The 18036-nt window shown below is 62.7% G+C and carries 18 protein-coding genes; 4 read left to right on the top strand and 14 right to left on the bottom strand.

Annotated features, from left to right (window positions below; all coding sequences use genetic code 11):
* Nucleotides 1-15: 15 nt before the first annotated feature.
* Nucleotides 16-1377 carry an RNA 5'-3' helicase PhoH2 gene (gene phoH2 / locus ACWTV1_RS09830; RefSeq protein ID WP_100389890.1) on the bottom strand — a complete coding sequence of 454 codons (1362 nt, stop codon included), beginning with the start codon at nt 1375-1377 and terminating at the stop codon, nt 16-18.
* A gap of 217 nt (nt 1378-1594) precedes the next feature.
* A complete protein-coding gene (locus ACWTV1_RS09825) occupies nt 1595-2380 on the bottom strand; it encodes an isoprenyl transferase (protein WP_341620356.1) in 786 nt (261 codons plus the stop codon).
* A gap of 63 nt (nt 2381-2443) precedes the next feature.
* Between ACWTV1_RS09825 and trhA the strand changes: the two genes are divergently transcribed.
* Entirely contained in the window at nt 2444-3193 is a 750-nt protein-coding gene (gene trhA, locus ACWTV1_RS09820) for a PAQR family membrane homeostasis protein TrhA (RefSeq protein WP_498505175.1), read from the top strand.
* Here the strand turns inward: trhA and ACWTV1_RS09815 are convergent.
* The gene (locus tag ACWTV1_RS09815) at nt 3174-3578 is read right to left on the bottom strand and encodes a hypothetical protein (protein ID WP_498505174.1); all 405 of its coding nucleotides are present in this window, start codon (nt 3576-3578) and stop codon (nt 3174-3176) included. The two genes, trhA and ACWTV1_RS09815, sit on opposite strands and share 20 nt — an antisense overlap.
* A 45-nt stretch (nt 3579-3623) precedes the next feature.
* Here ACWTV1_RS09815 and ACWTV1_RS09810 point away from each other — a divergent pair, with 45 nt between their 5' ends.
* Nucleotides 3624-4094 carry a DUF4307 domain-containing protein gene (locus ACWTV1_RS09810; RefSeq protein WP_498505173.1) on the top strand — a complete coding sequence of 157 codons (471 nt, stop codon included), beginning with the start codon at nt 3624-3626 and terminating at the stop codon, nt 4092-4094.
* Between the two features lie 67 nt (nt 4095-4161).
* Complete coding sequence (greA, locus tag ACWTV1_RS09805) at nt 4162-4653, top strand: transcription elongation factor GreA (RefSeq protein ID WP_341620360.1); 492 nt, start codon at nt 4162-4164, stop codon at nt 4651-4653.
* A gap of 13 nt (nt 4654-4666) precedes the next feature.
* Here the strand turns inward: greA and ilvA are convergent, their stop codons facing one another.
* The 6 genes from ilvA to ACWTV1_RS09775 form a co-directional block, all read right to left on the bottom strand.
* Nucleotides 4667-5905, bottom strand: a complete 1239-nt coding sequence (gene ilvA / locus ACWTV1_RS09800; protein WP_100389691.1) for a threonine ammonia-lyase — start codon at nt 5903-5905, stop codon at nt 4667-4669.
* Nucleotides 5895-7061, bottom strand: a complete 1167-nt coding sequence (locus ACWTV1_RS09795; protein ID WP_498505172.1) for an AI-2E family transporter — start codon at nt 7059-7061, stop codon at nt 5895-5897. Before ACWTV1_RS09795 ends, ilvA begins: the two co-directional genes overlap by 11 nt.
* A gap of 64 nt (nt 7062-7125) precedes the next feature.
* A complete protein-coding gene (locus ACWTV1_RS09790; protein ID WP_498505171.1) occupies nt 7126-8229 on the bottom strand; it encodes an ABC transporter ATP-binding protein in 1104 nt (367 codons plus the stop codon).
* Nucleotides 8226-9047 carry an ABC transporter permease gene (locus ACWTV1_RS09785; protein ID WP_498505170.1) on the bottom strand — a complete coding sequence of 274 codons (822 nt, stop codon included), beginning with the start codon at nt 9045-9047 and terminating at the stop codon, nt 8226-8228. The genes ACWTV1_RS09790 and ACWTV1_RS09785 overlap by 4 nt, the downstream gene beginning before the upstream one ends.
* The gene (locus ACWTV1_RS09780; RefSeq protein ID WP_498505169.1) at nt 9044-9988 is read right to left on the bottom strand and encodes an ABC transporter permease; all 945 of its coding nucleotides are present in this window, start codon (nt 9986-9988) and stop codon (nt 9044-9046) included. The genes ACWTV1_RS09785 and ACWTV1_RS09780 overlap by 4 nt, the downstream gene beginning before the upstream one ends.
* 35 nt (nt 9989-10023) lie before the next feature.
* Nucleotides 10024-11136, bottom strand: coding sequence for an ABC transporter substrate-binding protein (locus tag ACWTV1_RS09775; RefSeq protein ID WP_100389688.1), 1113 nt, complete (start codon nt 11134-11136; stop codon nt 10024-10026).
* A gap of 205 nt (nt 11137-11341) precedes the next feature.
* On the opposite strand from ACWTV1_RS09775, the gene ACWTV1_RS09770 reads away from it, so the two are divergent.
* On the top strand, nt 11342-12574 hold the full coding sequence (locus tag ACWTV1_RS09770; RefSeq protein ID WP_498505168.1) for a winged helix-turn-helix domain-containing protein: 1233 nt from the start codon (nt 11342-11344) through the stop codon (nt 12572-12574).
* On the opposite strand, the gene ACWTV1_RS09765 is transcribed toward ACWTV1_RS09770, so the two are convergent.
* The 5 genes from ACWTV1_RS09765 to ACWTV1_RS09745 all read right to left on the bottom strand — a co-directional run bounded on the left by ACWTV1_RS09765 (nt 12575) and on the right by ACWTV1_RS09745 (nt 17976).
* Nucleotides 12575-13459, bottom strand: a complete 885-nt coding sequence (locus tag ACWTV1_RS09765) for a M48 family metalloprotease (RefSeq protein ID WP_498505167.1) — start codon at nt 13457-13459, stop codon at nt 12575-12577.
* 37 nt (nt 13460-13496) lie between these two features.
* Nucleotides 13497-14063 carry a LemA family protein gene (locus tag ACWTV1_RS09760; protein ID WP_100389685.1) on the bottom strand — a complete coding sequence of 189 codons (567 nt, stop codon included), beginning with the start codon at nt 14061-14063 and terminating at the stop codon, nt 13497-13499.
* A gap of 114 nt (nt 14064-14177) precedes the next feature.
* A complete protein-coding gene (locus ACWTV1_RS09755; RefSeq protein ID WP_498505166.1) occupies nt 14178-15323 on the bottom strand; it encodes an FAD-dependent monooxygenase in 1146 nt (381 codons plus the stop codon).
* Nucleotides 15324-15385: 62 nt separating this feature from the next.
* The gene (locus ACWTV1_RS09750) at nt 15386-16735 is read right to left on the bottom strand and encodes a D-arabinono-1,4-lactone oxidase (protein WP_498505327.1); all 1350 of its coding nucleotides are present in this window, start codon (nt 16733-16735) and stop codon (nt 15386-15388) included.
* Between the two features lie 14 nt (nt 16736-16749).
* Nucleotides 16750-17976: an amino acid deaminase/aldolase gene (locus ACWTV1_RS09745; RefSeq protein WP_498505326.1), complete on the bottom strand. Its 1227-nt coding sequence runs from the start codon at nt 17974-17976 to the stop codon at nt 16750-16752.
* Nucleotides 17977-18036: the final 60 nt, after the last annotated feature.

The following is an 18036-nucleotide window of genomic DNA, read 5'->3' as shown; positions in this document are numbered from 1 at the left end:
TTTGAGAGCTAATTGTTAGGCGAGTTCGTTGCCCTCCAACAGGTCGGTGACGAGAGCAGCAATGGCCGAACGCTCCGATCGAGTGAGTGTGATGTGCCCAAACAGGGAGTGTCCCTTGAGAGTTTCGATGACGGAGGCAACCCCGTCGTGACGCCCCACCCGCAGGTTGTCGCGTTGGGCCACATCGTGGGTCAAAACAACTCGTGAGTTCTGCCCGATGCGGCTGAGCACCGTCAACAGCACGTTGCGTTCGAGCGATTGGGCCTCATCGACGATCACGAACGCGTCGTGCAGCGAACGCCCGCGAATGTGGGTGAGCGGCAAGACTTCGAGCAGGCCTCGCTCGAGCACCTCTTCGAGAACGTTCTCGGAGACGACCGAACCGAGGGTGTCGAACACAGCCTGAGCCCACGGGTTCATCTTCTCTGCAGCATCACCCGGCAGGTAGCCCAACTCTTGGCCGCCCACGGCGTAGAGCGGGCGGAACACCATGATCTTGCGGTGTTGTTGCTTCTCGAGAACAGCCTCGAGGCCGGCACACAGCGCGAGTGCCGATTTGCCGGTGCCCGCGCGCCCGCCGAGAGACACGATGCCCAGCTCCGGGTCGAGCAGCATCTCGATCGCCAGCCGCTGCTCAGCACTGCGACCGTGCAATCCGAAGATGTCGCGGTCTCCACGCACGAGAGCCATCTTGCCCCGCGCGGTTACCCGCGCCAGCGCAGAGCCACGTTCGGAGTGCACCACGAGACCGGTATTCACCGGCAGCTCGGCGATCGCTCGCGTGTGCAACTCCTCTTTGTCGTAGAGCGTCGCGACCTGATCGCCACTGAGTTCGATCTCAGCCTGGCCTGTCCAGCCAGAGTCCACGGCCAGTTCAGCTCGGTACTCCTCGGCGGCGAGACCGATGGATGCCGCCTTCACTCGAAGCGGAAGGTCCTTGGAGACGACCGTGACATCCAGCCCCTCATTGGCCAGGTTGAGCGCAACGGCAAGGATTCGCGAGTCGTTATCGCCGAGCTGCAGCCCGGAGGGTAGAACCGACATATTGGAGTGGTTGAGCTCGACGCGCAGGGTGCCGCCAACATCCCCGACAGCAATTGGAAAGTCGAGGCGCTCATGCTTGACGCGCATCTCGTCGAGGCTGCGCAGCGCTTGCCTGGCGAAGTAGCCGATCTCCGGGTCGTTGCGTTTAGCTTCGAGTTCGGTGATCACCACCACGGGCAGAACTACATTGTGTTCCGCGAACCGCTTGATCGAGCTCGGGTCGGAGAGCAGAACTGACGTATCCAGAACGTAGGTACGTTCGGCTTGCCGCTGAGCCCGACCTCCCGCCTTCGACGTGGTGTTCGTGGTCTTGGGGGTTGCTAGGTCGGCCAACGTGCACTCCATCCCCGAGTGCGAGCACTCGGATCCAGTCTGCGAAGACGGCCAGTACTTTACGAAAACGAACTTACGTGGCCGTCTCGATCAGGCGCCATACCTGATGTCTTGAACGCTAAACCTGCGCTGCGTTCTGAGCGCAACGACACGCCACGAGACACCATTGCGTCACTTTCGCGACACAGTGGCGCGGAGAGTAAGCAGTGAGCGACTCTTAGGCGCCGAAGCGGCGATTGCGGCGTGAGAAATCGCGCAGGGCGCGCAAGAAGTCGACCTCACGCAGGTCGGGCCCGAGGGCTTCCATGAAATACAGCTCGCTGTGGGCCGACTGCCACAGCATGAAGTCGCTGATTCGCTGTTCACCTGACGTGCGGATGACGAGGTCGGGGTCGGGCTGACCCTTCGTGTAGAGGTGCTCGCCGATCAGTTCCGGCGTGAGCAGTTCGGCAAGCGCTTCGAGGCTGTGCCCCTCATCGCTGTGGTTGCGCACAATTCGGCGCATGGCCTCGGCAATTTCGTGGCGCCCGCCGTAGCCAATCGCCAGATTGACGTGCAAGCCGGTGTTCGTGGCCGTGCGCTCGTGAGCCGCTTTGAGTTGGGCTTTGAGCTGGTCCGGGAGTCCGGCATCCGACCCCACATGCTGAACGCGCCAATCTCGAAAGTGCGAGAGATCTTCGGCCAGATCGCCAATGATGGTGAACAGCTCTGTGAGTTCCTCGGGCGAACGCCCCGTGAGGTTGTCAGTCGAGAGTAAGTAGAGGGTCGCTACGGAGATGTCGAGATCGTCGCACCAGACGAGAAACTCGCGGTACTTGGCGGCACCGGCGCGGTGGCCGTGCGCTGCGGTCTCGAGGTCTTTCAGCTTGGCCCAACGCCTGTTGCCATCAATAATCATGGCCACGTGGCGCGGCAATTGCTGGCCCTCTAGCTGGCGACGCAGTTTCTTTTGGTAAAGACCGTAGAGAAAACCGCGACCTAATGGAGACTGTCGCTTACTCACGGGACTACGTTAGACCACTGCGGCGCTCAGCAAGTGAAACTCGCCCCGGCGTAAGCTGAGAGCATGAATCAGAATGCTGCCGATTCCGCTGCTGCAGCAGCCGTCGAACAGGAAGATGCGTCGCGTCTTCCCGAGATCCCGCTCGTCGATGATGTGATGCTTCACGCCCCGGCGGAGCCCAAGCCCACGTGGCGTGGCTGGATTCATGCGGGCACGCTCCCGCTCGCTATTGCACTGGGCGTCATCCTGATCGTGATGGCCGACGGCACCGCCGCCAAGGTGAGCTCCGCGGTCTTTGTAGCCTCGTCGCTCATGCTGTTCGGCATCTCTGCGCTGTATCACCGCTTCAATTGGAGCGAGAAGACGCGGATGCTGCTGAAGCGCTTCGATCACTCCAACATTTTCTTGCTTATTGCCGGTTCCTATACGCCCATCACGGTGTTGGCGCTGCCGCCCGAGAAGGCAACCCTGTTGCTCTGGCTCGTGTGGAGCGGTGCCGCTCTCGGCATTGGCTTCCGCATTTTCTGGGTGGGTGCCCCGCGGTGGCTCTACGTACCGCTGTACGTACTACTCGGTTGGGCCGCAATGATGTTCGTCGTCGACTTCTTCCAAGCTAACTGGATCATGATGACGCTGATTCTGGCCGGCGGACTCTTCTACACTGTGGGCGCCGTGGTCTACGGCCTGAAGCGCCCCAACCCCATCCCCGGGGTCTTTGGCTTCCACGAGATTTTTCACACGCTGACGCTATTGGCGTTCCTCTGCCACTGGGTCGGCATCTTCCTCGTGGCGACTAATCCGCCCGTTGTGTAGGAGCGTCGTCGTCGGGAGCGTCCGAGTTGAGATCAGCGTCGGCGTTAAGGTCGGGGTCGGCATCTACCGCTGCGCCGAGCTCGGCAGCGTTATCAGCCGCCGCAGCATCCTGCTCAGCACGGATCGTGTCTTGAGCAAGCTCGCGGTAGCGCACCCGGCGAACACGGCGGTTCATGTCGACAATGATCAGCACGGTGACGATCGCGACGAAGGCGGTGGCCAAGAAGCCAATGACACCGGGCGTGACCAAGTTCGGGTCGCCCTCGTACGCCGGATACAACGTCGGTTCCGGGCTCGGAGTAGCCGTCCAGAGAATCGCGCTGGTGGCGAGCGAAGCGAAAGAAATCAACTGTTGTCCTCTGGGGTGTTCACTCGATGATTTCATCACGCGAGTTTGCGAATAGCCTTATAACAACCAGAATACCGTCGCATGAAGGAGCCCCGCGTGCCCGAAGCATCCAGTCACCCCACTGGCACCGCTGACAGCGCCGCAACCGCCAGCGCCGCATCCACCAATTTGGATGCCCGTTACGGTCGCAGCCCGAAGGCCAAACGCAACAATCGCATCATCGTGATTGGCGCGGCAGTCGGCTTCGTCGTGGTCTTCACCGCGTGGCTCGTGTGGGGCGGGCTGCTTGAAGCCCCCGCCCAGTTCGAAGCAAAAGACACCGGCTACGACATCATCGACGAGACTGCTGTCGAAGTTCGGTGGCAGTTCAACGTGCCCGAGAACACGGATGCCCGCTGCGCCGTTCAAGCTCTCAACTCCACTTTCGCGATTATTGGCTGGAAGGTTGTCGATGTTCCGGCAAGCGATCAGCGCAACCGTGACTTGAGCACCACCGTTCGCACGACAGAACAAGCAGTGTCAGGCTTGATCTACCGGTGCTGGCTCACCTAGGCTGTAGCAAATCATCTCGAAACCGGTCGTCTTCGGCCGGTTTCTCTTTTGTGTAGGGAGAAACACAGTGGCTGCAGAAAACGACGTCACATGGTTGACCCAGGAGGCGTTCGATCGTCGCACCGCCGAACTGGAACAACTCACCGGCGAAGCGCGGTACGAAATCGCCAAGAAGATCGAAGCTGCGCGCGAAGAGGGCGACCTCAAGGAGAACGGTGGCTACCATGCTGCCAAAGAGGAACAGGGCAAGATTGAGGCCCGCATCCGTGTACTCACGCAGCTTCTGCGTCACGCCGTAGTCGGCGACGTTCAAGATGACGATGGTGTCGTTGAGCCCGGAATTTTGGTCACGGCCGAAATCATGGGCGAAGAGAGCACCTTCTTGCTGGGAAGCCGCGAAATCGTTGACGAAGATAGTGATCTCGACGTCTACAGCGAGAAGAGCCCGCTCGGTCTGGCCATTAATGGACTCAAGGTCGGGCAGTCGAAAAAGTACACTGCGCCCAACGGTAAAGAAATCACCGTCAAGATCGTCAAGATCGCGACCTACTCGGGCTAACTATCTAGCCTGGCTAGAAGTCGACCTGAGGGTCAAACCCTTCGTCCCTGAGCCGCGCGAGCACTGACTCCGCGTGCTCGGGGCCTCGGGTCTCAATGTGCAGTTCGAGCTGAACCTGGCTGAACTGCACTTTGTTGTTGTGCCTGCTGTGCAGCACTTCAACAACGTTCGCACTTGCCTCCGCCACGAGGGCCGAGATGCGGGCGAGCTGGCCGGGACGGTCAGGCAGCGGGATGCGCAGACGCAGATAGCGTTCGGATGCCGAAAGACCGTGACTGATGATGCGTTCCATCATCATGGGGTCGATGTTTCCTCCGCTCAGCAGCACGACGGTGTTGCCGCTCGGGGCAATCGCGCCCGCGAGGATCGCCGCAACGCCTACGGCACCGGCGGGCTCAACGACCTGCTTGGCGCGCTCGAGAAGAACGAGCACGGCGTAGGCGATCTGGTCGTCGGAGACGGTGATCACTTCATCCACGAGATCGCGGACCATGCTGAAGTTGAGCACCCCCGGACGACTGACGGCGATACCGTCGGCAATCGTGGGCGAGGTACGCACCTCGACGATTTCGCCCTTGTCGAGCGAAGGCCGGTAGGCGGACGCGTTGGCCGCTTGCACGCCGATGACGCGTACGTTGCGACCTTCGAGGCGGGCACGCTGCTTGATTGCGCCGGCGACGCCGGAGACGAGACCGCCACCGCCGATGGGAACGATGATCGTGTCCACCTGCGGCACTTGGTCAAAGACCTCGAGAGCGAGAGTGCCTTGGCCTGCTACTACATCTTCGTGGTCGAAAGGATGGATGAGTACTGCGCCGGTCTCTTCGGCGAAGCGGGCGGCCGCGCGCAGAGGCTCGTCCACCGTGTGACCACGCAACACGACTTCGGCGCCATAGTCACGTGTGGCCTGCAGCTTGGGCAGGGGTACACCTACGGGCATGAAGATAGTCGACTTGATGCCGAGCTCGCGAGCGGCAAAAGCGACGCCCTGAGCGTGGTTACCCGCCGAAGCGGCCACCACTCCCCGAGCTTTCTCTTCGTCGGTGAGCCCGGCCAGTCGGTTGTACGCGCCGCGCAACTTGAACGAGCCCGTGCGCTGAAGGTTTTCGCACTTCAAGAAGACGGGAGAGCCCAAGATCTCCGCGAGAAAACGAGACGTCTGCATCGGGGTGACGTCGGCAACTTCTGCGACCCGAACGCGTGCTGCTTCGTACTCAGCAAGGGTGGGGCCGGGCGTGCGGTTATTTACCATTACCGAGAACATCCGTGATCGTAGGGCGGCCGTGGATTCGCCAATCGCCGCTGGCTATGTATTTGGTCATGACATTCACGACGGCGACGAGCGGCACCGCGAATAGCGCGCCCGGGATGCCAGCAACGAATGATCCCGCAGCTACGGCGAACACGACGGCGAGGGGGTGAACCTTAACTGCTGTGCCCATCACGAGCGGTTGCAGGATGTGGCCCTCGAGTTGCTGCACAAGCAAGACGATTCCGAGCATGATGACCGCGGGAATCGGCCCGAGGAAGACGAGGGCGATGAAGACGGCGAGCGCGCCTGTCACGAGAGCACCGATCACCGGGATGAACGAACCGAGGAACACCGCCACGGCGATCGGAATGACGAGCGGGAAGCCGCCATAGAAGAGCCCGAGGATCCACGCCCCCACACCGATACCAATAGCGTCGACGGCTGCTACGAAGATCTGCACCTTGACGAAGGTCGTGAGCGTGAGCCATCCGGCCACCCCAGCACCGTCGACTGCGTTGCGAGCCCGGCGCGGAAACAGTCGAACCGTCCACGACCAGATGCGCTTACCGTCGATGAGAACGAAGATCGTGGCGAACACGCTCAGGAGCGCGCCGGTGAGTACGTGACCGGCGGTAGACCCGACGGAGAGGATGCCGGAGACGAGTGCTTGAGAGTCACGCTGAATGACATCAAAGATTTCGTTCAAGTAGCCATCGAGGTCAGCGTCACTGAGTTGCAGTGGCGAGTCGCGCAAGAATTCGCGCAGGTTTTCGTAGGCCGCCGCGGACTGAATTTGCAGCGCCGGCAGCCCCGAACGCACTTGAGTGACGACGACAACGATGAGTCCGCTGACGACAGCGAGAAAGCCCGCGAGCACGACGGTGACGGCCACCCAACGCGGCCACTTCATCCGCACACAGAAGTTGACGACGGGCACGAGCAACGCCGCGATCAGAATGGCAATCAGGAACGGAATGACAATGTACTTGAGAGTAATCACCAAGTAGATGAGAACTGCGATCAGGCCCAAAACGACGAGCATGCGCCAGGAGTAGGCAGCAGCTATCGAAAGCCCGGCGGGAACCTCAGCGGCGTCTGTAGTGCTGGCGCGTGACTGGACCCGACTGTCTGTTTTAGTTCGTCGACCGAATACCACGTGCCTATCTTAGTTGTGCTGGAGTGAGCGCTTGATGCGCTCCGAATGGCACGGCAACTCGCCCCTATTTCTTCGTCTTAGGCGGCAACGCGCTCACCGGCGCACCCTTGAGCCGTACTGTGACGGCTTCACCGGGCAGCGGATGCCGCTCCACTTCATGTTGGATCGCGACGACGGTGCCGTCGTCGAGTCGCACGCGCGTGCGGCGCAGCGACCCCAAGAAGCTCGACGAGATGACCGTGCCAGCGATGCCCTCGGCGGAGAGGGCGATGTCCTCCGGACGAACGAGCGCGAGTACGGGACCGTCGGGCATCGGGTCGCCGAGGAGATTGAGAGTGCAGCCGTGAAGGTGCACTTGGCCGTCAATCAGCTCGGCGGGCATCCGGTTGCTGAGGCCAACGAAGTCGGCAACGAAAGCGTTGGTGGGCGTCGCGTAGAGCTCTTCGGGAGTGCCGATTTGTTCGATGCGACCGTCGCGCATGACGGCAACCCGGTCGGCGACGGCGAGCGCCTCTTCTTGGTCGTGCGTGACGAAGACGGTCGTGATGCCGAGCTCGGTTTGCAGGCGACGGATCTCTTCGCGCAGTTGCACGCGCACCTTGGCATCGAGGGCACTCAGGGGCTCATCGAGCAGAAGTACGCGAGGTCGCGTGACGAGGGCGCGGGCGAGAGCTACACGTTGCTGCTGACCACCCGAGAGCTGGTGGGCGAAGCGTTCGCTGTGCTTGGTGAGGCCGACCATGTCCAAGGTTTCGAGGGCGCGTTCGCGACGACGAGCGGCGGCGACCTTGCGCATCTTGAGCCCGAACTCCACGTTCTCGAGCACTGTCATGTGCGGGAACAACGAGTATGCCTGAAAGACCATTCCGATGTCGCGCTTGTTCGTGGGAGTGTCGGCGACATCCACACCATCGATCACGATGCGACCACTGTCGATGCTCTCGAGACCCGAGATGCTGCGCAGCGCGGTGGTCTTGCCGCAGCCCGAGGGCCCGAGGAGTGCAACGAGTTCTCCCGGCGCCACTTCGAGGTCGATGCTGTTGAGCGCGGTGTGCCCGGCGAAGGCCTTGACGACGGCGCTGAGCTGCACCGTGGCTCCCGTGGGCGGAGCGGCGCTGGCGGAGTCCGCGGTCGGGGTGGGGCCCGTCAGGGTGAACGTGGCGGTCATGATTTTCTCCTAGAGGGCGTTGCCGATCCGAGGCGGCCGATGATCAGCAGCAAGATAAAAGCGAGCGCGAGGGCTGCGAGCGCGAAGATCACAGCGACCCACGGGTCAGATTGCGAGACCTGCAACAGCGCGGTTTGCAGGTTGCGGCGATTGAGCAGGCTCGCGATGGTGAACTCACCCAGCACGACCGCAATTGAGATGAAGGATGCCGCGAGCACTCCCCGGCGCAGGTTCGGCAGCAGAATCTTCCACAGCACGGTCATCCAGCCAGCACCGAGCGTGCTCGCTGCTTCGCTCAGAGTCTTGACGGGGATCGCGTCGAGGTTGCCCTGAATGGCGCGATAGGCATACGGCAGCACCGTGATGCCGTAGGCGAAGGCGAGAGTCCAGGTGGAGCCGCCGAGCACGTGCACGACCACCGAGTAGACCGGGGCAAGACCGACGACGAGCACGATGGCCGGCACCGTGATGGGGATGATGCAGATGAATTCGAGCGTGCGCTTGAGGCGCGGAAACTGCATATGCACGAGCACCATGGTGGGCAGCAGGAGCACGAGCACGATGCCCACGGTCACGGCGGCGAGCACGAGCGAGTTTTCGATCGCTTGATACAGCCCGCGGTAAGTGCGCGCGCTGTCTTCGCTGAAGAGGCCCGTCCAGTGGCTCGTCGTGTAATCGCCCGCAAGGCCGTTACGGAAGGTGAACTCCATCATCGCGATCACCGGGATCAGGAAGATCGCGCCAATGATGCCGAGGATGAGGCGGCGGGTCAAGGCGCTCGGTTCGGCCCCGATGCGCACGGCCTGGTTCGCGGTCACTTCTGCCACCGCGAGGTGCGGGACTGCAGCGCGGAGTACGCCCACATGACGACGACCATGACCACGATCATCCCGAGCGCGAGGGCGCCCGCCATGTTCTCGCGGCCGAGCACGGTCTCGCTCACGAGCGCGGCCCGAATCTGCAGGGGCACGATTTGCGAGCCCTGGCTGATGAGCGCGGCGGCCGTGGCGAACGACGAGAAGGCGTTGGCAAAGAGCAGTAGTAGCGAGCCGAGGAACGCCGGGGCGAGCACGGGAGCCGCAATGTGGCGCCAGTACGCGAAGCGCGTGCCGCCAAGCGTTGCACTCGCTTCCGCCCATTGGGGCCGCAGCGCAGTGAGGGCGGGCAAGAAGGTAATCACCATGAGGGGAACCTGAAAGTAGACGTAGGGAAGGATGAGGCCGGGCACCTGATAGAGCCACACGCCATCCGCAAAAATGTCGACCCCGAAGGTGTCGCGCAGGATGACCGTGACGAGGCCTTGCACGCCGATCGTCGCAATAAACGCGAAGGCGAGCATCACGCCACCGAACTGGGCGAGCACACTGGCAGCCGATTCGATGATGGTGCGTAGCAAGCCACCAACCTTGGTGCCGAGCATCGCGTAGCAAATGAGGGCGCCCACAAAGGCACCGATCACCGCAGTGACGCCCGAGAGCCAGAACGAGCTACCAAAGGTGGCGAGGATGGTCGGGGTGAACAGTCCCGTGATGTTGTCGAACGTCAGCGAACCGTCGTCGGAGAAGAAGCCCGTAACCACGGCAAGGATGGTGGGCAGGGCGAGAAAGATGAGAACGTAGGCCGCAAACGGCGTGAGCCCCGCATAGGCGAGGCGACGACGCCGATTCGACGGCTTCTTGGCCGGAGCCACGCGAGGATGGTGCCGAGCGGTGAGCTCGACACCATCCTGTGCGGGCGCTGGCGCGGTGGCTAGCGACACGATGTATTAGCTAAGAGTGCGTGAGGGAATCAGCGTTAGCCGATTGCCACAGTCCACTTTTCAGCCAAGATTTCTGCGTTCTTCTCGGCCTGCTCCGGGGTGGGAGTGACGAGCTCACCCTCGAGGGCTCCGAGAGCGTCGAGTGCTGCGGTGTCGACGGTTCCGGCATCCTGCAGTGCCTGAATCGTCACCGGGTAGGCGCCACCGACGATGAAGAGGTTCTGCGCTTCGGGGCTGTAGAGGAATTCCTGCCAGAGACGAGCAGCGGCCGGGTGCGGGGCATCCTTGTTGATGGCCTGGTTGTAGAAGCTCGTGTAGACAGCGCCGGGAAGAGTCGTGACCTTCCACCCGTCTACCGTTGCGGCGGCAGCGAGGTTGTTGTAGCTCCAGTCAAAGGCAACCTTGGTCTCACCGGCAGCAATGGTTGCTCCCGTGACGTTGACCGGGATGAAGTTGCCGGCGTCGTTGAGCTCTTCGAAGAACTCGATGCCGGGAGTGAAGTCATCGAGCGTTCCACCCTGGTGAACCGTGGCGAGACCGAGCGCAGCAAACGCGGCGCCAGCCTGCGTGGGGTCACCGTTCAGCGCAACAGCGCCGCGGTACTCAGGCTTGAGCAGGTCGTCAAGGCTCGTGGGCTCGGGAACCGAGTTGGAGTCATACCCAATCGACATGCTGCCGGTGTAGTCGTTGACCCAGAGGCCGGTTGCTTCCTTGTTGCCCTCAGGAATTTCATCCCAGTTGGCAACCATGTAAGGAGCGAAGTAGTCAAGGCTGTCGAGCGTGACCGCGGTGCCGAGGTCGAAGACGTCGGGGGCGGTGTCTTGGCCCTTGAGGTTGTCAGCGGCGGCGATTTCTTCGGCGCTGGAAACGTCAGGGTCAGCCGAGTTGACGATGATGTCGTACTTCTCTTCAAAGAGAGCCTTGATCTCGCCGTAGTTTGCCCAGTTGTCGGGCAAGGCGATGACGTTGAGTTCGCCCTCAGCCTGCGCGGCTGCGATAAGAGCGTCCATTCCGCCAAAGTCTTCGGCGGTGGTTGCGGTCGATGCGTCAACATCGCCCGCTGCTGCCTCGGTGGTGCTGCAGCCACTGAGTGAGATCGCCGATGCTGCAACGAGTGCAACTGCGGCGAGGGTGCGCTTAGTGAACAAGACTTCCTCCAACGACCGCCACGGCCGCCCGCGCTGTGAGCGGGCAGAGGGTACCGAAACGATCCGAGGATGACCGTACGCAGCAGGATGCCTCGCTCCCTGTCATCCGGGTAAACGAACGATGAACGACACAAACACAATTGCTCGCTTGCTCTGCGCGCGACGAGACAGAGTGGATGTCGCCGCCGCTCGGTAGAGTCGAGCCGTGGCCGATTCCCTCTCTGCAGCGCAAGCACGCCGAGTGCTGCTCGCTGCCCAAGGTTTTGGGCGCGGGGTCGCGAGTGCGGCTAACCCCGCGGGAACGCGCCAGCTCAACCTGCTGTTTGACCGCATCCGGCTGCTGCAACTCGATTCGGTCAACGTCTTCGAACGCAGCCACTACCAGCCGGTGTTCGCGCGCCTAGGGCACTACGACAAGGCCGCTCTTGATGCGCTGACATTCCGCAAGCCAACCGCGCGCACGCCCGGCCGTTACGTCGAATACTGGGCGCACGAAGCTGCCCTCATTCCTCTCGAATCCTGGCCGCTGTGGCGCTGGAAGATGGAGTCGCTGCGCGAACGCGACGCCCAGCGCTACGAATGGGTTCGCGACAACCAGCCCATGCTGCAGTGGCTGCGCGAAGAACTTGCCACCACCGGCCCGGTTACCGCCCGCGAGATCGAACACGACGCCAACCGTCGCACCGGGCCGTGGTGGGGATGGTCCGATGTGAAGCAGGGTCTAGAGATGCTGTTCCGCTGGGGCGAAGTCGTCAGCGCCGGCCGCACCCGCTTCGAACGCACCTACGCGCTGACCGAGCACCTCATTCCGGCCGAGCTGCGCGAGCGCGAGGTGTCCCGCGCCGACGCACATCGAGCTCTGGTTGCTGAGTCAGCACGGGCGCTGGGAGTCGGCACGGCATCCGACCTCGCCGACTACTTTCGACTCAAAGGTGCCGACGTGCGCCCGGCCATTGCCGAGCTAGCGGATGCCGGCGAGCTCGTTCCCGTGACCGTGCGAGGCTGGGACCAGCCCGCCTGGTTACACGGGGAGGCGCGCATCCCCCGCCGCATCGAGCACGTTGCCCTACTCTCGCCCTTCGACCCCGTCGTGTGGGATCGCAAGCGCGCCGAGCGCATGTTTGGCTTTCACTACCGCATCGAGATTTACACCCCCGAGCCGCAGCGCCAGTTTGGCTACTACTCGCTGCCCGTGCTCGTGGATGACGCGCTTGTCGGCCGCATCGACCTCAAAACCGACCGCCAAGCGGGAGTGCTGCGCGTGCAATCCGCCTGGCACGAAGACGGCCTCGACGCTGCACCCGGCGGCACGGGAGCCCTCGCCGAACGTATCGTGCCGACCCTGCGCGAGATCGCGGACTGGCAAGGTATGGGCGAGATCACTGTCACCGGCCGCGGCACCCTCTCCCCCGCTATCGAGGCAGAGTTGCTGCGTTAGTTAGAAACCGCCGCCGATTTTGCTCAACCGCTCAACGCGATCCGCAATCGGCGGGTGCGTGCTGAACAAGCGATCCATGATGCCCGGCTTCGTCGGGTCAGAGATCCACATGTGCGCCATCGTGGAGTTCTGCTTCACCATCGGGCGACCGTAGTCACCCAACTTCTGCAAAGCACTTGCCAGAGCATCCGGGTGACGCGTCGTCATCGCACCGGTTGCATCGGCGAGGTACTCACGCTGACGCGAGATCGACGACTGCACGGCCGCTGCAACCAGCGGCGAAATCAGCAGAGCAGCCAGACCGACGACGATCATGACCGGGTTGCTGTTCTGGTTGTTGCCGCGGCCGCCGAAGAGCGTGAAGCGCAGTGCGATGTCCGAGATGAAACCAACAGCAACGACGAGACCGAACACGATCATCGACACGCGGATGTCGTAGTTGCGCACGTGACCCAGCTCGTGGGCCATCACGCCCTCAAGCTCGGCATCGGTCATGAGGTCGAGCAGACCGGTCGTTGCCGCCACGATGGCGTGGTCGGGGTCACGACCCGTTGCGAACGCATTCGGTGCGGGGTCGTGCACGATGTACACCTTCGGCATCGGCATACCCGTCGTGATCGACAGGTTTTCGACGATGCGATACAGGCGCGGGTTGTCGGCCTTCTGAATCTCGACCGCACCGCTCAAGGCCACTGCTTGGCCGCTCGCCGCAAAGTACTGAATCAGTGTGTACGCACCGGCACCAATGATCGTGCCAATCGTGATCGTCATCGGATCGCCACCCATCAGGAAGCTCAGCGCGAAGCCGAGGAACCCAATAAGGATGACGAACAGAATGATGATCAGAACAGTGTTGCGCTTGTTTTTCGCTATCGCGCGATACATCTAGACATCCTGGTCACGCCGTTAGAAAGACGAAGAATTAGAACTGAACGCGAGGCGGCTCTGCGATAGACGCAGCATCAGCAACCTCGAAGAAGTCGCGCTCGGTGAAACCAAGGTTGCGCACGAACAGGGTGTTCGGGAAGACCTTGATCTTGGTGTTGAGCTCGCGCACACCACCGTTGTAGAAGCGGCGGCTGGCCTGAATCTTGTCTTCGGTGTCGACAAGTTCGCCCTGAAGCTGCAGGAAGTTCTGGCTAGCCTGCAGCTGCGGGTATGCCTCAGCGACCGCAAAAATGCTCTTGAGGGCAGACTGCATGTGGTTCTCTGCCTCAGCAGCATCCACGGGGCCCTGCGCGCTCAGCGTCTCAGCGCGAGCCTTCGTAACTGCCTCAAAGACGCCCTTTTCGTGAGCGGCGTAGCCCTTGACGGCCTCGATGAGGTTCGGCAGCAAGTCAGCACGACGCTTGAGCTGCACCGTGATGTCGCTCCACGCTTCGTCAACGCGAACGTTGAGAGTCACCAGAGCGTTGTACGTGGTCCACAGGTAAATACCCACGATCACGACGAGCAGAACAATGACGCCAAGTACGATCAGGAATTCCATGCCTCAACTATAGAGCGCCCTGCTGTGCCTCCACCGAGAAAAGGGGCCACTTGCGGCCCCCAATCGCGGGTCGACAACCGCCGCTATGTCAGCGGGCCCCACGGAGCAAACCGCTTACTGATTCAGAGCTTTTGTCCCGGTGACAGCCGAGGTGACGAACTTGCCGATCACGGGCGCTGTGAGCAACGCGAGCCCCACGCGACGCTTCCACAACTGGAACGTGGTGTGCGGCAGAAAGCCGTTCGCGGCACGACGACCAGCGGCCTGCTTGTCGGCGACCACCGGCATCCACTCTTCTTCGTATTCGGCGAAGGCGGCACTCGGCTCAAGATCGCCCGAGAGCTTTTCGGCCAGCAGCAAGCCGCCGGCGATCGCCAAGGATGCCCCCTGCCCGGCCAACAACGACACCGCTTGACAGGCGTCTCCGGCAAAGACCACCCGACCGCGGCTCCACACCGGCAGCTCGATCTGCGCAACCTGGTCGTAGTAGATCTCCGACGGTTCCGGGCACTTCTCCAGCGCTTCGACCACGTCGTCGCCCATGCCCGCATAGGCGGCCTGAATGGCCTCGCGGGGGTTGGCGGGCAGCACGGTGTCATCGACGCGGTGCGCGGCGAACAGAGCCACCTGACCGTTGTGGAGGCCATACAGGCCGACCATCCGATCCAGTTCGTCGGTCGACACGAGAGTCTCTCTGAGCTTGGCGTGCAGCTTCGGCGAATCGAATGTGTAAGCGCACGTGTGCATACCGAGTTGACGATCGAATGCCGCCGAATCGCCAAAAATGCTGTGACGAACAGCCGAATGGATGCCGTCGGCCGCCACCACAATGTCGCCCGAAATGCGGGTGCCATCGGCCAACACCGCCGTGACATAGTCCGTACGATCTTCCACCGCGACGACAGCGCTGCCGAAGCGCACCTCCACCGATTCAGGCAACGCCTCAAAGAGCGTCAATTCAAGATCTTGGCGCATGAGACTCATGAGCTTGCCGCCCTCATTAGCCGCTACCACGCCGTAGTCGAGCGACTGACTGCGACCATTCGGCCGCACAAACCGCGCCTCGGTGATCGAATAGCTCAGCTCGCGCAAGCGCCCCAGAATGCCCATCTTCTCGGCGGCGTCATAGCCGGGCCCGAAGAAGTCGATCATGTAACCCTGCGTGCGACGTTCTGGCGCAGCCTCCAGCAGAGTGACCTCCCAGCCGCGCTCGGCCAACTGACCGGCAACCGTTAGTCCCGAAATTCCTGCTCCACACACAATGGCTTTAATAGTCGTGCCCTCTCGCTACATGTATTGAGCCTGACTCCGGCCCCAGGCAGCTACTGCCCCAACACTCGAAGCAGATAATCGTTCGCGAACACGCGACCCGGATCGAGCCGGTCACGAATGCTCAAGAACTCATTGAAACCCGAATACGCCGCCGCGAGTGATTCGGCTGGCCGGTTATGCAACTTTCCCCAGTGAGGTCTCCCGTCATGCGCCATCATGATCGCCTCAACTTCGCGAAAGTACGCGGCGGGGTCTTCACGCCAATACCGGTGCACCGCGACATATCCGGTGGCCCGCCCCGACGCGGTAGAGAGCAGCAATGAGTCCGCAGCCGCCGAACGCACTTCGATCGGGAACGAAACTCTCCACCCTCGATCGGCGATCAGCTTTTGGATGGCGCGTACGGCATCCGGTACCGCCTCGATGGGGAGGGCATATTCCATTTCGCGAAAGCGGACGGTGCGGTCGGTGACGAAAACGTTCGTAGAGATGTCAGTGAACTCGCGATTGCCCGAGAGCTTCACGGCGAGACGGTTCACCGGCGGGATGATCGCTGGCGCGGCTGTGCCCGCCGCACAGATTGCTCGGTACACGCCGTTGGCCATGAACTCGTCATCGAACCAGCGCGAAAACGTGGTGAGTGGATGCCGCGGCGCATCGCCCGGTAAGCGCGTGTTGCTCTTGGTGAGGGCTGTGGTGGTGTGCGGCCACACGTAGAACTCGAAGTGGTCGGTTTCGGCACTGCGCTGTAGCCACTCGTCGAGCACGGCGGCTGAGGGTTCGGGGCGCTCGACCGCGTGCAGCAGAAAGGTCGGTACGCACTCGATCGTCACGTCAACGAGGATGCCGAGGGCACCCAGACTGAGTGCCGCAGCCGACAACAGGTGCGGGTTTTCGGTCGCGTTCACCCGCAGCAGCTCGCCCGCCGCCGTCACGAGGGTGACGCCGCGTACTTGGGTGGCGATGCCGCCGAAGCGCGCACCGGTGCCGTGGGTTCCGGTCGAGATTGCGCCCGCGATTGTTTGGCGGTCGATGTCGCCCATGTTCGCGAGCGCGAGCCCGAGCGGTTCGAGCAGGGCGGGGAGTTCGTAGAGGTTCGTGCCGGCGCCGAGCGTGACCAGCGGGCCGTCGACGGCAATGACGCCCGCGAGCGCGCCCACGTCAAGGTGCAGACCATCGGTTGCCGCGATCGAGGTGAAGCTGTGGCCGGCGCCCCAGGCCTTGACCGTGACGCCAGTGTCGCGCGCGAAGTTCACCGCCGCGATAATCTCGTCGACACTTTCTGGGCGAGCCGCGAATTCGGGATGCGCACTCTCAGATCGACCCCAGTTGCGCCACACGGCACCGGGGCGGAGGGATGCCGGGGCTGCGCTCGATGCGCGGTGCTCCGCTCGCGGCATCCACTCCGGAGTCGTCATAGGAAGGCTTTGCCCTCGCCGCGATAGGTGGGCACCGTATCGACGATGCGACCGTCGGCCACGACCGCGAACTCGTTGAGGTGCTCGGAGAGCTCACCCGCCTTGGTGTGACGGAACCAGACGCGGTCGCCCACCTTAAGCTGCTCTGCAGCGGGGCCGGTGAGCGGTGACTGCACTTCGCCGGCGCCCTCGCGCGGCACATACTTGAGCCCTTCGGGCCACGTGGGCTGGGGCATCCGGTCGACGCCCGCTTCGCCCGAGGCGATCCAACCGCCACCGTGCACCGTCGCGATATCGAGCGAGTATTTGCGGTCGACGGCGAGCGCGAAGGCCGCCGCCGGGGCCGGGGTGAAGTGGCTGTAGTTGTCGAACAAGTGCGGGCCGAACAGGCCGCTCCCGGCGGCGATCTCGGTGACTGACGTGTCTTCGGCGGTGGATTCGAGCGACCCCGTTCCCCCGCCGTTCACAAATTCGAGTTCGGCGATTTCGCTCACCGACGCCACGATCTCGCCGCGACGCTCGCGAAGTTCCTTGGCAGAGGCGGTCTGCATGACATCGAGAAGACGACCGAACGCGGCCTTGTTCGGCGGGCGGTTGCCCACCCCCGCGATCTGCGCTTCGTACGCCATGATTCCGACGAGAGTGAAGCCGGCGCGGTCCACCACCGTGCTGGCAAGGGTGCGCGCCTGCGCCGCCGAGCGCACCGGAGAGCGATGCGCGCCCACGTGACCGAGCAGCGGGGAGTGGAAGGAGGCATCCACATCAATGCAGACGCGAATGGTTTCGCGGTGCTGCGGCGAGAGCACCGAGTCGACGAAGTCGAGGTGCTCGACCGAGTCGATCATGAGCGTGACGCGTTCGGCGAGCGCCGGGCTCGTACCGAGCGCCGCGATGGCCGCGCGATCGACGGAGGGGTAGCCGACAACGACATCGTCAATGGTTTCGGCTAGCCAGAGCGCCTCAGTGAGGGTATACGCCAGAACGCCGCGGAACTCATCGAGCTCAAGCACGGCATCCACGACCTCACGAACGCGAATCGACTTGCTCGCCACCCGAATCGGCACCCCGGATGCCCGGCGAATCATATCGGCGGCATTGTGCGACAGCGCCTCAAGCGAGAGCACCCCGTAGGGAGCATCGAGGGCGTGCGTGGCATCGGCGAGCGTCTGCCAATAATCCTCGGGCGTCTGCCAGGGCGTTGCGGGGGTGCTGAGAAGCTTCACGGGTTCCTTCGGGCCACGGCGGCGAGTGATCACGGTACGACGCGACCGGGTGAGGCATCG

This window comes from Salinibacterium sp. VpJ6 (assembly GCF_059767345.1).
This window is presented reverse-complemented; position numbering and strand designations above follow the sequence as displayed.